Annotated in this window: 14 protein-coding genes; 10 read left to right on the top strand and 4 right to left on the bottom strand. The window is 61.3% G+C overall.

All coding sequences use genetic code 11. The features are described 5' to 3' along the window. Positions 1 to 128 precede the first annotated feature (128 nt). Positions 129 to 587, top strand: a complete 459-nt coding sequence (locus L8I05_RS12120) for a transposase (RefSeq protein ID WP_242169154.1) — start codon at positions 129 to 131, stop codon at positions 585 to 587. 134 nt (positions 588 to 721) lie between these two features. Here L8I05_RS12120 and L8I05_RS12115 read toward each other — a convergent pair whose 3' ends face one another. Beyond that, on the bottom strand, positions 722 to 1,162 hold the full coding sequence (locus L8I05_RS12115) for a heme-binding protein (protein ID WP_242169152.1): 441 nt from the start codon (positions 1,160 to 1,162) through the stop codon (positions 722 to 724). Between the two features lie 257 nt (positions 1,163 to 1,419). Between L8I05_RS12115 and gcl the strand changes: the two genes are divergently transcribed. The 8 genes from gcl to L8I05_RS12075 all read left to right on the top strand — a co-directional run bounded on the left by gcl (position 1,420) and on the right by L8I05_RS12075 (position 10,797). Continuing rightward, positions 1,420 to 3,195 (top strand): glyoxylate carboligase, encoded by a 1,776-nt coding sequence (gene gcl / locus L8I05_RS12110; RefSeq protein WP_159955082.1) that lies wholly within the window; start codon positions 1,420 to 1,422, stop codon positions 3,193 to 3,195. Positions 3,196 to 3,205: 10 nt separating this feature from the next. Beyond that, positions 3,206 to 3,988, top strand: a complete 783-nt coding sequence (hyi, locus tag L8I05_RS12105) for a hydroxypyruvate isomerase (protein WP_242169149.1) — start codon at positions 3,206 to 3,208, stop codon at positions 3,986 to 3,988. Between the two features lie 113 nt (positions 3,989 to 4,101). Further along, positions 4,102 to 4,992, top strand: coding sequence for a 2-hydroxy-3-oxopropionate reductase (locus L8I05_RS12100; protein ID WP_197623432.1), 891 nt, complete (start codon positions 4,102 to 4,104; stop codon positions 4,990 to 4,992). Positions 4,993 to 5,150: 158 nt separating this feature from the next. Then, positions 5,151 to 6,431 carry a glycerate kinase gene (locus L8I05_RS12095; RefSeq protein ID WP_242169146.1) on the top strand — a complete coding sequence of 427 codons (1,281 nt, stop codon included), beginning with the start codon at positions 5,151 to 5,153 and terminating at the stop codon, positions 6,429 to 6,431. Continuing rightward, on the top strand, positions 6,421 to 7,836 hold the full coding sequence (gene pyk / locus L8I05_RS12090) for a pyruvate kinase (protein WP_124416850.1): 1,416 nt from the start codon (positions 6,421 to 6,423) through the stop codon (positions 7,834 to 7,836). Before L8I05_RS12095 ends, pyk begins: the two co-directional genes overlap by 11 nt. Positions 7,837 to 7,958: 122 nt before the next feature. Further along, the gene (locus L8I05_RS12085) at positions 7,959 to 8,831 is read left to right on the top strand and encodes an urea transporter (RefSeq protein ID WP_242169145.1); all 873 of its coding nucleotides are present in this window, start codon (positions 7,959 to 7,961) and stop codon (positions 8,829 to 8,831) included. A gap of 31 nt (positions 8,832 to 8,862) precedes the next feature. Beyond that, positions 8,863 to 9,687: an ion transporter gene (locus tag L8I05_RS12080; RefSeq protein ID WP_242169143.1), complete on the top strand. Its 825-nt coding sequence runs from the start codon at positions 8,863 to 8,865 to the stop codon at positions 9,685 to 9,687. 105 nt (positions 9,688 to 9,792) lie between these two features. Beyond that, the gene (locus tag L8I05_RS12075) at positions 9,793 to 10,797 is read left to right on the top strand and encodes a sulfate ABC transporter substrate-binding protein (protein WP_159955075.1); all 1,005 of its coding nucleotides are present in this window, start codon (positions 9,793 to 9,795) and stop codon (positions 10,795 to 10,797) included. 112 nt (positions 10,798 to 10,909) lie between these two features. On the opposite strand, the gene L8I05_RS12070 is transcribed toward L8I05_RS12075, so the two are convergent. Beyond that, on the bottom strand, positions 10,910 to 11,533 hold the full coding sequence (locus tag L8I05_RS12070) for a DUF5666 domain-containing protein (protein WP_242169141.1): 624 nt from the start codon (positions 11,531 to 11,533) through the stop codon (positions 10,910 to 10,912). Between the two features lie 178 nt (positions 11,534 to 11,711). Between L8I05_RS12070 and L8I05_RS12065 the strand changes: the two genes are divergently transcribed. After that, complete coding sequence (locus tag L8I05_RS12065) at positions 11,712 to 12,908, top strand: MFS transporter (RefSeq protein WP_242169140.1); 1,197 nt, start codon at positions 11,712 to 11,714, stop codon at positions 12,906 to 12,908. A 6-nt stretch (positions 12,909 to 12,914) separates the two neighbouring features. On the opposite strand, the gene L8I05_RS12060 is transcribed toward L8I05_RS12065, so the two are convergent. Both L8I05_RS12060 and L8I05_RS12055 read right to left on the bottom strand, forming a co-directional pair. Further along, a complete protein-coding gene (locus tag L8I05_RS12060; RefSeq protein ID WP_242169138.1) occupies positions 12,915 to 13,319 on the bottom strand; it encodes a type II toxin-antitoxin system HicB family antitoxin in 405 nt (134 codons plus the stop codon). Between the two features lie 11 nt (positions 13,320 to 13,330). Then, positions 13,331 to 13,519 carry a type II toxin-antitoxin system HicA family toxin gene (locus L8I05_RS12055; protein WP_065901605.1) on the bottom strand — a complete coding sequence of 63 codons (189 nt, stop codon included), beginning with the start codon at positions 13,517 to 13,519 and terminating at the stop codon, positions 13,331 to 13,333. Positions 13,520 to 13,596 lie beyond the last annotated feature (77 nt).

Here is a 13,596-nt window from a genome sequence, read left to right as displayed (position 1 = left end):
AAAGCCAATGTGGGAGCGGGCTTGCTCGCGAAAGCGCCCTCCCAGACACATCCTGCCAAAAGCCTACAGATCAGCATCTGCCATCGAGATCTAGCCTCTCAGAACACCACCTGAAGAGAGGCCAAGGAATGCCTGATCCAGCCACATCACACCGCCTGCGCATCGGACGGTTCAGCGAACCAAACCGCATCTACCTGATCACCACCAACACCCACGAACGTGTCCCCCTATTCAGTGACTTTCATCTGGGTCGCCTGGTGGTCTGGCAATTCAGACTCGCCCAGTACCAAGGGCTGGCTAACTCCCTGGCCTGGGTGGTGATGCCAGACCATTTCCACTGGCTGATCGAACTGCAAAAAGGCTCGCTGGGGGATTTGATGTGCCAGGTGAAATCCAAAAGCACCCGGACGGTGAATGGCGCTACTGGACGCAAGGGGCGTCTTTGGCAAACCAGTTTTCATGACCGAGCACTGCGCCAGGAAGATGACTTGGTAAAAATGGCCAGGTATGTGGTAGCTAATCCGCTTCGGGCGGGACTGGTACAGCGGATTGGCGACTATCCGTTGTGGGATGCGGTTTGGGTTTAGAGCCGAGACCGAGGCGCCGCCTTCGCGAGCAAGCCCGCTCCCACACTTGACCGCATTCACAAATATAAATATGTGAATCCAATCAAATGTGGGAGCGGGCTTGCTCGCGAAGGGGCCAGCACTGTCACCTCAAATCAAGCAGACACCCCCGCATCCGCCAACAACCCCACCGCCTCAATCGCGGTAATCGCACACTGCTCATCAATATCCGATGTATCCCCACTGATCCCGATCGCCCCCAGCACCACCCCTTGCTGATCCCGAATCAACACCCCACCCGGCGCCGGCACCACGCTGCCCTGCCCCAGGCTGTTCAAGGCGGCGATAAACGCCGGGCGCTGCTGGGCGTCGAGCGCCAGCAAACGTGAACCCTTGCCCAAGGCAATCGCGCCCCAGGCCTTGCCGATGGCGATTTGCGGGCGTAGCAGGCTGGCGCCGTCTTCGCGTTGCAGGGTGACCAAGTGGCCGCCGCCGTCGAGCACCGCAATGGTCAACGGCGCGGCTGAAATCGTGCGGCCTGCGGTGAGGGCCTGGCTGGCCAGTTGGGTGGCGAGTTTCAAGGTTAAAGCGCTCATAGGTGCCGTCCTTATCTTGTTATGGGTAAAGCCGCTGAGGTCTGAAGGATCAGAAGCTCGATCAAACGAATAGAACACAATGAATATTGTTTTTGTATACAATATTTTCGCACAAAGGCTCCATACGTCGAAAAAAGCCATTCAGACGAACGCAAACGCCAGTTTATAAAATGCATTGACCTGCGCCGCTCGCCGTGAATACACTTTGAACAGACACCACTTGTATACAATTACAAAACGCAAGAGGCACCAAAACCATGAGCAAAATGAGAGCAATCGAAGCCGCCGTCCTGGTGATGCGACGTGAAGGTGTGGACACCGCCTTCGGCATCCCGGGCGCCGCCATCAACCCGCTGTATTCGGCCTTGCAGAAGGTCGGTGGCATCGATCACGTCCTTGCTCGCCACGTTGAAGGCGCCTCGCACATGGCCGAGGGCTACACCCGCACCAAGGCCGGCAATATCGGCGTGTGCATCGGCACGTCGGGCCCGGCGGGCACCGACATGGTCACCGGCCTGTACAGCGCCTCGGCCGACTCGATCCCGATCCTCTGCATCACCGGCCAGGCTCCACGTGCACGGATGCACAAGGAAGACTTCCAGGCCGTCGACATCACCAGCATCGTCAAGCCGGTGACCAAGTGGGCGACCACCGTTCTGGAACCCGGCCAAGTGCCGTACGCGTTCCAGAAAGCCTTCTATGAAATGCGCTCCGGCCGCCCCGGCCCAGTGCTAATCGACCTGCCGTTCGACGTGCAGATGGCCGAGATCGAGTTCGACATCGACGCCTACCAGCCGCTGCCCCTGGCCAAGCCTTTGGCCACGCGCATTCAGGTCGAGAAAGCCCTGGCCCTGCTCGACCAGGCTGAACGCCCATTGCTGGTCAGTGGTGGCGGCGTGATCAACGCCGACGCCAGCGAACTGCTGGTTGAATTTGCCGAACTCACCGGCATTCCGGTGATCCCGACCCTGATGGGCTGGGGCACGATCCCGGACGATCACCCGCAGATGGTCGGCATGGTCGGCCTGCAAACCTCGCACCGTTATGGCAACGCGACGATGCTGAAATCGGACGTGGTGCTGGGCATCGGTAACCGCTGGGCCAACCGCCACACCGGCTCGGTGGAGGTGTACACCGAAGGGCGCAAATTCATTCACGTCGACATCGAACCGACGCAGATTGGCCGCGTGTTCACCCCGGACCTGGGCATCGTGTCCGACGCCGGTTCCGCACTGACGATGTTCATTGAAGTGGCCCGCGAGTGGAAAGCCGCCGGCAAGCTCAAGGACCGCAGCGCCTGGCTCAATGACTGCCAGCAGCGCAAGGCCACCCTGCACCGCAAGACCCACTTCGACAACGTGCCGGTCAAGCCGCAACGGGTGTACGAAGAGATGAACCAGGTGTTCGGCAAAGACACTTGCTACGTCAGCACCATCGGCCTGTCGCAGATTGCCGGCGCGCAGTTCCTGCATGTGTACAAGCCGCGCCACTGGATCAACTGCGGCCAGGCCGGCCCGCTCGGCTGGACCATTCCAGCAGCACTCGGCGTGGTCAAGGCCGACCCGAGCCGCAAGGTCGTCGCGCTGTCGGGTGACTATGACTTCCAGTTCATGATCGAAGAGCTGGCCGTAGGCGCGCAATTCAAGCTGCCCTACATCCACGTGGTGGTGAACAACTCCTACCTCGGTTTGATCCGCCAGGCCCAGCGCGGGTTTGAAATGGACTACTGCGTGCAGCTGTCTTTCGACAACCTCAACGCCCCGGAACTCAACGGCTATGGCGTCGACCACGTCGCGGTCGCCGAAGGCCTGGGTTGCAAGGCCCTGCGTGTGTTCGAGCCAGGCCAGATCGCCCCGGCGTTGCGCCGCGCCGAGGAAATGATCGAAGAATTCAAGGTGCCGGTGATTGTTGAGATTATTCTGGAGCGCGTGACCAATATTTCCATGGGCACCGAGATCAACGCCGTCAACGAATTCGAAGATCTGGCACTGGTCGGCAACGATGCGCCGACTGCCATTTCCCTGCTCGATTAAGGAGAACCCTATGCCGCGCTTTGCTGCCAACCTGTCCATGCTGTTTACCGAGCAGGACTTTCTCGCCCGTTTCAAAGCGGCCGCCGATGCGGGCTTCCAGGGTGTGGAATATCTGTTCCCGTACGAGTTCAGCTCCGCCGACATCAAGGCACAGCTGGACGCCAACGGCCTGACTCAAGTGCTGTTCAACCTGCCGGCCGGTGACTGGGCCAAGGGTGAACGCGGCCTGGCCTGCCACCCGGACCGCGTCGAGGAATTCCGCGCCGGGGTCAAGCTGGCCATCGCCTACGCCGAGGTGCTGGGCAATACCCAGGTCAACTGCCTGGCAGGCATCCGGCCACAGGATGTTGACGACGAAACCGTGGAAAAAACCTTTGTCGCCAACCTCAAATACGCCGCCGACAAGCTGCAAGCGGCGGGCATCAAGCTGGTCATGGAAATGATCAACACCCGTGACATTCCGGGCTTCTACCTGAACAACACGGCGCAAGCCCTGTCGATTCGCGAGCAGGTGGGCAGCGCCAACCTGTTCCTGCAATACGACATCTACCACATGCAAATCATGGAAGGTGACCTGGCCCGGACCATGGCGGCGCACCTGGGTGAGATCAATCACATCCAGCTGGCCGATAACCCGGGGCGTAACGAGCCGGGGACCGGGGAGATCAACTATCGCTTCCTGTTCGAGCATTTGGACCGCATTGGTTATGCAGGATGGGTCGGCTGTGAGTACAAGCCGTTGACCACGACCGAGGCGGGATTGGGCTGGCTCAAGAGCCACAACGCTATCTAACAGACACAACACAGAACTCTGTGGAAGCTGGCTTGCCAGCTCCCACAGTAGATCTTCGGTGTCTGGCAGGCCCGAAACAGGCCTGCCCATCTAATAAAAAGAGGATTTTGATCATGGCTAAAATCGGATTTATCGGCACCGGCATCATGGGCGAACCCATGGCTGCGAACCTGCAGAAAGCAGGTCACCAACTGTTCCTCTCCGAACACCACGGCAAAGCCCCGCAAGCCCTGATCGACGCCGGCGCCGTGGCCTTGGCCAACCCGCAGCAAGTGGCGCAGGAAGCCGAATTCATCATCGTCATGGTACCCGACACCCCGCAGGTCGATGACGTGCTGTTCCGCAAGGATGGCGTCGCGGCGGGCCTGTCGCCGAACAAGGTGGTGATCGACATGAGCTCGATCTCGCCCACCGCCACCAAGGCATTCGCGGCGAAGATCAACGAAACCGGCGCGCAGTACCTGGATGCGCCAGTGTCCGGTGGTGAAGTCGGCGCCAAGGCCGGCACCTTGAGCATCATGGTCGGTGGCGAGCCGCAGACCTTCGAACGCGCCCTGCCGCTGTTCCAGAGCATGGGCAAGAACATCACGCTGGTCGGTGGCAATGGCGATGGCCAGACCGCAAAAGTGGCCAACCAGATCATCGTTGCGCTGAACATCCAGGCGGTGGCCGAAGCGCTGTTGTTCGCCTCGAAAAACGGCGCCGACCCGGCCAAGGTGCGTGAAGCACTGATGGGTGGCTTTGCCTCGTCGAAGATTCTGGAAGTGCATGGCGAGCGCATGATCAAAGGCACCTTCGATCCAGGCTTCCGCATCAACCTGCACCAGAAGGATTTGAACCTGGCACTGGCCGGGGCCAAGGAGCTGGGGATCAACCTGCCTAACACGGCCGGTACGCAGCAGGTGTTCAGCACCTGCACGGCGATGGGTGGCGGCAATTGGGACCACTCGGCGCTGATCAAGGGGCTGGAGCATATGGCGAATTTTTCGATTCGCGATAAATAAGAAACACCACTGATCGTTCCCACGCTCAGCGTGGGAATGCAGCCCAGGACGGTCCGCGTCCCAAAGCATGACGCAGAGCGTCACATGAGGCATTCCCACGCGGAGCGTGGGAACGATCGCTGCATCTCTAATAACAAAAAATCCCCGGGAGCCCGCTTATGTCGGTCGATCCGCAACACCTGCTTCGCGAGCTGTTTGCCACAGCCATCGACGCCGCCCACCCCCGGCGGGTCCTTGAACCTTACCTGCCCGCCGACCGCAGTGGCCGGGTGATCGTGATCGGTGCCGGCAAAGCCGCTGCCGCCATGGCCCTTGTCGTCGAAAACTGCTGGCAGGGCGAGGTCACCGGCCTGGTTGTCACCCGCTACGGCCACGGCGCGCCGTGCAAGAAAATCGAAGTGGTCGAAGCCGCGCACCCGGTGCCCGATGCAGCGGGCCTGGCGGTGGCCAAGCGCGTGCTGGAGCTGATCAGCAACCTCACCGAAGACGACCGCGTGATCTTCCTGCTCTCCGGTGGCGGTTCGGCCTTGCTGGCGCTGCCCGCCGAAGGCATCACCCTGGCCGACAAGCAAACCATCAACAAAGCCCTGCTCAAATCCGGCGCAACCATTGGCGAGATGAATTGCGTGCGCAAGCACCTCTCGGCGATCAAGGGCGGGCGGCTGGCCAAGGCGGCCTGGCCGGCGACGGTCTACACCTACGCGATTTCCGATGTGCCGGGCGACCAGGCCACCGTCATCGCCTCCGGCCCCACCGTCGGCGACCCGAGCACCTCGCAGCAAGCCCTGGCGATCCTCAAACGCTACGGCATCGACGCGCCCGCCTCGGTGCGCAGCTGGTTGCAGAACCCGGCGTCGGAAACCGTCAAGCCCGGCGACCCGGTGCTCGCGCGCAGCCACTTCCAATTGATCGCCCGCCCGCAGCAATCCCTGGAAGCGGTGGCGGTGAAGGTGCGTCAGGCCGGGTTCAGCCCGCTGATCCTCGGCGACCTCGAAGGCGAAGCGCGGGACGTGGCCAAGGTACACGCCGGTATCGCCCGCCAAATCGTGCAGCATGGCCAGCCGCTGGCGGCACCGTGCGTGATCCTCTCCGGCGGTGAAACCACCGTCACCGTGCGCGGCAATGGCCGTGGCGGGCGCAACGCCGAGTTCCTGCTCAGCCTCACCGACAGCCTCAAAGGCCTGCCCGGCGTATATGCCCTGGCGGGTGACACCGACGGCATCGACGGCTCGGAAGACAACGCCGGCGCAATCATGACCCCCACCAGCTACGCGCGCGCCGAAGCCCTGGGCCTGTCGGCCAGCGATGAGCTGGATAACAACAACGGCTACGGCTACTTCGCTGCCCTCGACGGCTTGATCGTCACCGAGCCGACGCGCACCAACGTCAATGACTTGCGCGCCATCCTGATCCTTGAGACTGCCAACCATGACGCCTGACAAGAAGGTCAAAATCCTCGCCACCCTCGGCCCGGCCACCGACGGCATCGATGACATCCGCGAGCTGGTGGAAGCCGGGGTGAATATCTTCCGCCTCAACTTCAGCCACGGCGACCACGCCGATCATGCACAGCGTTACCAGTGGATTCGCCAGGTGGAACGCCAGCTGAATTACCCGCTGGGCATCCTGATGGACCTGCAAGGGCCGAAGCTGCGCGTCGGCACGTTTGCCGAGGGCAAGGTGCAATTGGTGCGCGGCCAGGCATTGCGCCTGGACCTGGACCCGACGCCGGGCGATCAGTGCCGGGTCAACCTGCCCCACCCGGAAATCATCGCGGCGCTGGAGCCGGGCATGGACCTGCTGCTCGACGACGGCAAGCTACGCCTGCGGGTGATCACCAAACATGCCGAAGCCATCGACACCACCGTGCTCAATGGCGGTGAACTGTCCGACCGCAAAGGCGTGAACGTGCCGCAAGCCTTGCTGGAACTCAGCCCGCTGACCGCCAAGGACCGCCGCGACTTGAGCTTCGGCCTGGAACTGGGCGTGGATTGGGTGGCGCTGTCCTTCGTGCAGCGCCCGGAAGACATCCGCGAGGCCCGCGAGTTGATCGGCGACAAGGCGTTTTTGATGGCCAAGATCGAGAAGCCGTCCGCCGTGCAACGCCTGCAGGAAATCGCCGAACTGAGCGACGCAATCATGGTGGCCAGAGGCGACCTGGGCGTTGAAGTGCCTGCCGAAAGCGTGCCGCAAATCCAGAAAGACATCATCAGCACCTGCCGCCAGTTGGGCAAACCGGTGGTGGTGGCCACGCAGATGCTCGAATCCATGCGCTTCTCTCCGGCGCCGACCCGCGCCGAAGTGACGGACGTGGCCAACGCCGTGGCCGAAGGCGCCGACGCGGTGATGCTGTCGGCGGAAACCGCGTCGGGCGAGTACCCGCTGGAAGCCGTGCAGATGATGAGCAAGATCATCCGCCAGGTGGAAAATGGCCCGGATTATCAGACGCAACTCGATGTCAGCCGGCCCAAGGCCGATGCCACGGTGTCGGACGCCATCAGCTGCGCGATCCGGCGTATCAGCAGCATCCTGCCGGTGGCGGTGCTGGTCAACTACAGCGAGTCCGGCAGTTCCAGCCTGCGCGCAGCGCGGGAGCGGCCGGTGGCGCCGATCCTCAACCTCACGCCCAACCTGTCCACGGCGCGGCGCTTGAGTGTGGCGTGGGGCGTGCACTCAGTGGTCAATGATCGGCTGCGCCAAGTGGATGAGGTGTGTTCCACAGCGCTGGAAATTGCACAGGCCCAGGGCATGGCGCAGCGCGGCGATACGTTGGTGATTACCGCCGGGGTGCCGTTCGGGCAGCCGGGGTCGACCAACTCGTTGCGTATCGAGACGTTGATTTAGCGTCTGTAAGTGCCCCATCGCGGGCAAGCCCGCTCCCACATTTTTTGATGTGTGAACACAGTCAAATGTGGGAGCTGGCTTGCCTGCGATTGGGGCCAACTCGGTCTCACTGACTAACCACCATGCACAACCCAACCTGCCCCGACTGGGCCGAAGCCCTGCTCAACGGCTTCAGCCAAATCTTCCTGCAACGCCAGCCACTGTGTGGCTTGCTGTGCCTGCTGGCCATCCTGATCGGCGCCCCGGCCTTGTTCGGCGGGGCGTTGCTGGGTGGCGTCGCGGGTTTGCTCACCGCCCAGCGCCGGGGTTATCCCAAGGCGGAACGCCAGGCCGGGCTCTATAGCTACAACGCTGTGCTGCTGGGTGTGTTGATCAGCCAGCATTTCGCCTGGTCGGCCTTGTTGCCGCCGCTGATCCTGGCGTGTGGCGGCTTAAGTGCGATGCTCACACGGCAATGGCTGAAACACGCGACGGCGGCGGATGACCTGCCCGCCTATACCGCGCCTTTTGTCGGCCTGGGCTGGTTGCTGCTGGGCAGCGTGCCTGAGAACACATTTACACTCACCGAACCCGATACGTTGAGCGTGCTCAGCGCGCCGTTTACCGGGCTCGCGCAAATCATGCTGCTGGACCAACCGGTGGCCGGCGCACTGATTGCGCTGGGCCTGTTGCTGGCCAACCGCCGCGCCGCGCTGTGGGCGCTGATCGGTGCCAGCTGCGGCGTGCTGCTCGCCCTGCTGATGGACGAAACCGGCAGCGCCCTCCTCGGCCTGCACAGCTACAACCCGGCGTTGGCCGCACTGGCGTTGAGCCAGACACGTCGCCAACCGTGGCTGCCGCTGCTCGGCATTCTCCTGGCGGTCATTCTCACGCCTGGTTTTGCTGCCCTGCACCTGCCTGCGCTGACCGCGCCGTTTATACTCGCCTGCTGGCTGGTACGCGCCAGCCAGCGGATGTTAAAAGCCCGCGTGGACAGCCCGTTCGAATCCCCCTAGGCTTGCTCGATATTCGATTTGGGCGGGCTTTATGGACAGCAACAACGACTGGCGTCAGCGGCTCTACGTCATGGTATTTCAAAGCGACACGCCGGCCGGCCGACGCTTTGACGGCATCCTGCTGCTGATCATCCTCGCCAGCATTGTGATCGTGATGCTCGACAGCATCGACCAGATTCACCAGAACTACGCAAATCTGCTGGCGTATATCGAGTGGGGCTTCACGCTGATCTTCGCCATCGAGTACGGGCTGCGGTTGTACTGTTCGCCCAAGCCGTTGCGCTATGCCTTCAGCTTTTATGGCCTGGTGGATTTACTCGCCATCGTGCCCGGCATCCTCGCCCTGTATTACAGCGACGCCCAGTACCTGCTGATCATCCGCATCATTCGGATGCTGCGGATTTTCCGCGTGCTCAAGCTCAGCCCGTACCTCAAGCAGGCCAACTACCTGATGGCGGCGCTGCGCGGCAGCAAGCAGAAGATCGTGGTGTTCCTGGTCAGCGTGTGCACCCTGGTGACAGTGTTCGGCACCTTGATGTACGTGATCGAAGGCCCAGAACACGGCTTTACCAGCATTCCCAAAGGCATCTATTGGGCGATTGTGACCCTGACCACCGTGGGCTTTGGCGACATCGTGCCGAAGACCCCGCTGGGCCAGGTGATTTCGTCACTGGTGATGATCACCGGTTATTCGATCATCGCCGTGCCCACCGGGATTTTCACCGCCGAATTGGCCAGCGCCATGCGCGGCGAGCAGTTGCAGCACGATTGCCCGGTGTGCAAGAAAGACAACCACGAACCCAACGCGGCGTTTTGCTCGCGCTGTGGCAGTAACTTGTTTCGTAAAGTGGAATAAGCAAAGTTCGTTTTAATCTTTAAACGTCTATGCAGGCCCGGCTATAGTCGCTGGCAAATTGCCCCTACTCAATCAGCAACCTTCTCGAACAACAAGGAATGAGCAGTGAAAAAACTCGTTAGCGCCTCTCTCCTGGCCGCCGGCCTTGCCCTGGCGGGCGCCGTCCAGGCCGCCCCCGTCACACTGCTCAACGTCTCCTATGACGTGATGCGCGACTTCTACAAGGACTACAACGCCGCCTTCCAGAAACACTGGGAAGCCGAGCACCCGAACGACAAGCTGACCCTGCAAATGTCCTTCGGCGGCTCCAGCAAACAAGCGCGCTCGGTAATCGACGGCCTGCCGGCTGACGTGATCACCATGAACATGGCCACCGACATCAATGCCCTGGCCGACAACGGCAAGCTGGTGCCGGACAACTGGGTAACGCGCCTGCCGAACAACAGCGCGCCGTTCACCTCGGCCACGGTGTTTATCGTGCGCAAGGGCAACCCAAAAGCCCTGAAAGACTGGCCGGACCTGCTCAAGGACGGCGTGCAAGTGATCGTGCCCAACCCGAAAACTTCGGGCAACGGCCGCTACACCTACCTGTCGGCCTGGGGTTATGTGCTGAAGAACGGCGGCGATGAAGACAAGGCGAAGAAATTCGTTGGCGAGCTGTTCAAACACGCGCCAGTGCTGGACACCGGCGGCCGTGCAGCCACCACCACGTTCATGACCAACCAGATCGGCGACGTGCTGGTGACGTTTGAAAACGAAGCGGAAATGATCGCGCGTGAATTTGGCCGTGACCAGTTCGAAGTGATCTACCCAAGCGTCTCGGCCGAAGCTGAGCCACCGGTGTCGGTGGTCGACAAAGTGGTCGAGAAGAAAGGCACCCGCGTGGCTGCCGAGGACTACCTGAAATACCTGTGGTCGCCGGAAGGCCAGGAAATTGCTGCCAACAACTACCTGCGCCCACGTGACCCGAAGGTGCTGGCCAAGTACACCGACCGCTTCCCTAAAGTCGACTTCCTGTCGGTAGAGAAGACCTTCGGTGACTGGCGCACCGTGCAGAAAACCCACTTCAATGATGGTGGGGTTTTTGATCAGATTTATTCCGGTCAGTAACTGAGTGTGGGAGCTGGCTTGCCTGCGATAGCATCACCTCGCAATGCCTGAAACACCGAGGTGCTTGCATCGCAGGCAAGCCAGCTCCCACATTTGGTTTAGTGCTTGGCCGTTACATCGGCGGTGTCACGCCATCCTTGCCGGCGGAGATCGCTTGGGCAGTGATCGTCCCATCCGCGCCCTGCGCCGCAAACATCACCACCTTCACCCCCGGTTTGAGCAAGCTGCGGTCACCTGGCTCCAGGTTCACGATCGGCACATCGTCCGGCACCACAATCTTCTGCTCGCCGCCTTTGTACTTCACGGTCAAGGTGCGACCGTTGCTGACCACCAGGTCGCCGACGGTGCCGTTGGTCATGCTGCTGCCTTCTTTCAGATCGAACGCGCGGTGCCCGTCGCCGGTGCCGGCCAGGGCCGGTGGGAACACGTGGACTTCCAGGGCTGTCAGGGTGCCGTCGGCGTTCGGCATGGCGGCAGAGCCGATGTAGCTGCCAGGCTTGATTTCATCAATCTTGGCCAGGGTGACGGCGCGCACCTGGGTGTCTTTGGTCAGGTGCACGGTGACGTCTTCACCGCTGTTGATCTTGACGTGCATGGCGTCGCCGTCGATCGCCGTGATGGCGCCGCGCACACCAACGCGTGGCGCGTCGGCGGCATTGGCGGCGTTGGCCAAGCCAATGGCCATGGCCGCGGCGAGGGTTGAAGCCAGGATCATCTTGTTCAGCGTGATTTTCATGAAAGTGGATTTCCTGTTTCGGCAGTTGTGACTGAATGTATCATTGCCGTTCGACTCGAAAGTTAACGATTCAGTCATTAATTTGCGGCATGAGTGATATCACTCACAGCGCTCTACTCCGGCCGCGAGGTTGTCTTTACTCTCGCACGCCATCTTCCTTTGCTTTAACGAGAACACCATGAATGCGACTCCACACGCTACAGGTACCATGACCCGAGGCATGGTGATGCTTTTTGCGTTCTGTTGCGGCGCCATTGTGGCCAACATCTACTACGCCCAACCGATCATCGAATTGATTGCGCCGGACATCGGCCTGACCCCGGCGATGGCCAGCCTGATCGTGTCCCTGACGCAAATCGGCTACGCCTTGGGCCTGTTCTTCCTGGTGCCGCTGGGCGACCTGCTGGAAAACCGCAAGCTGATGATCGCCACCACGGTACTGGCCATCGCCAGCCTACTGGGTGCGGCTTTCACCGAGCAGCCGAATTTGTTCCTTCTTGTGTCGTTGCTGATCGGATTCAGTTCCGTCTCGGTGCAAATTCTGATCCCGCTGGCCGCACACCTGGCGCCTGCCGAATCCCGTGGCCGCGTCGTCGGCAGCATTATGGGCGGGCTGTTGCTCGGCATCCTGCTGGCACGGCCGGTGTCCAGCGTGGTGGCCGATCACTTCGGCTGGCGTGCGATGTTCATGGCCGCCGCCGCGTTGATGGCGTTCATCAGCATCGTGCTGCTGCTGACCATCCCCAAGCGTCAACCCGACCACAGCGCGAGCTACGGCCAACTGCTGCGTTCACTCGGCACGCTGCTGCGCAAGCAACCGGTATTGCGCCAGCGGGCGTTCTACCAAGGCTGCATGTTTGCCACCTTCAGCCTGTTCTGGACCGCCGCGCCGCTTGAGCTGGCACGCAATCACGGCCTGAGCCAAAGCGAGATCGCGTTGTTCGCCCTGGTCGGTGCACTGGGCGCGATTGCCGCCCCGATCGCCGGCCGCCTGGCCGATGCAGGCCACACGCATCGCGCCTCGTTGCTGGCCATGCTGTTTGCTGCGCTGAGTTTTCTGCCGGCCTTTGTGCACCCGCTGTACAGCGTGATCGGCCTGGCCGTGACCGGTGTGGTGCTGGATTTTTGCGTGCAGATGAACATGGTGCTCGGCCAACGCGCCATCTACGCCCTCGACGCCAACAGCCGCAGCCGCCTGAACGCGCTGTACATGACCAGCATCTTCATCGGCGGTGCCTTCGGCTCGGCGATTGCCAGCAGCGTGTATGAACACGGCGGCTGGCTGGGCGTGATGCTGGTGGGCAGTGCGTTCCCGCTGGTGGCGTTGTTGCGGTTCCTGAGTGCGTCGCGGCAAGTGGCGGTCGCCACAGCCTGATGGCGGTCAGGAGCGCACCAACTTCTCCAAGGCCGCATCCGCCAGAAATGACGAGCGGCTTTTGACCTTGTGCTCACGCACATAGCGGTCGATTCGCTGGATGACATAACCGGGCAAGGTCACATTGACCTTCTCGGTCTTGCCCAGATAGGGCGAGATATCCAACTCCAACATCCCCCAGCCCATCCCGGCGTAGTCTTCGTTCGCGTGGTGGTGGGCCACCGAGGTGGGCATCGGAATCGGCCCGCCTTCGGCGGCGATCTCCTGCAGCATGATGTGCGCGACTTCCACGGCGGCGTTGTATGCCTCTTCGAAGCTGTCCCCGGCGGTGACCGCGCCTGGAATATCGGGGATCTGAATACCGGTGGCGGTGAAGTCGTCGCCCCATTCGATACACATTGGGTATTGCATGAGTGCTCTCCTTAAAACTGAAACAGCCCGGCGCGTTTCCTGATGCTTCTGACGGTGCCCAGGGGCAAGTCCTTCTTGGGGTGCGGCACCGGGATCGTGTACGGGTTATAGCGGTGAGTAAAAATATGATGACTGCCCGTAACCCGATCCAGCACCCAACCCGCCTCTTGCAGCTCCTTGATCAATAACCTGCTTTGCACCCCAGCCTCCTTGGCTTGGCCTGAATAAAAGTAACCCTAGAGTTATATTTACTCAAGCACAGATTTGCTGGAATGGA

It is taken from the genome of Pseudomonas sp. MONT-RG-20F-20-E-7-02 (assembly GCF_022662395.1).
In the GTDB taxonomy this organism is placed as follows: domain Bacteria; phylum Pseudomonadota; class Gammaproteobacteria; order Pseudomonadales; family Pseudomonadaceae; genus Aquipseudomonas.
This window is presented reverse-complemented; position numbering and strand designations above follow the sequence as displayed.

Coding starts and splice junctions, on each gene's coding strand:
- L8I05_RS12120 (WP_242169154.1), top strand. CDS start 129: ATGCCTGATCCAGCCACATCACACCGCCTGCGCATCGGACGGTTCAGC.
- L8I05_RS12115 (WP_242169152.1), bottom strand. CDS start 1,162: ATGAGCGCTTTAACCTTGAAACTCGCCACCCAACTGGCCAGCCAGGCC.
- gcl (WP_159955082.1), top strand. CDS start 1,420: ATGAGCAAAATGAGAGCAATCGAAGCCGCCGTCCTGGTGATGCGACGT.
- hyi (WP_242169149.1), top strand. CDS start 3,206: ATGCCGCGCTTTGCTGCCAACCTGTCCATGCTGTTTACCGAGCAGGAC.
- L8I05_RS12100 (WP_197623432.1), top strand. CDS start 4,102: ATGGCTAAAATCGGATTTATCGGCACCGGCATCATGGGCGAACCCATG.
- L8I05_RS12095 (WP_242169146.1), top strand. CDS start 5,151: ATGTCGGTCGATCCGCAACACCTGCTTCGCGAGCTGTTTGCCACAGCC.
- pyk (WP_124416850.1), top strand. CDS start 6,421: ATGACGCCTGACAAGAAGGTCAAAATCCTCGCCACCCTCGGCCCGGCC.
- L8I05_RS12085 (WP_242169145.1), top strand. CDS start 7,959: ATGCACAACCCAACCTGCCCCGACTGGGCCGAAGCCCTGCTCAACGGC.
- L8I05_RS12080 (WP_242169143.1), top strand. CDS start 8,863: ATGGACAGCAACAACGACTGGCGTCAGCGGCTCTACGTCATGGTATTT.
- L8I05_RS12070 (WP_242169141.1), bottom strand. CDS start 11,533: ATGAAAATCACGCTGAACAAGATGATCCTGGCTTCAACCCTCGCCGCG.
- L8I05_RS12065 (WP_242169140.1), top strand. CDS start 11,712: ATGAATGCGACTCCACACGCTACAGGTACCATGACCCGAGGCATGGTG.
- L8I05_RS12060 (WP_242169138.1), bottom strand. CDS start 13,319: ATGCAATACCCAATGTGTATCGAATGGGGCGACGACTTCACCGCCACC.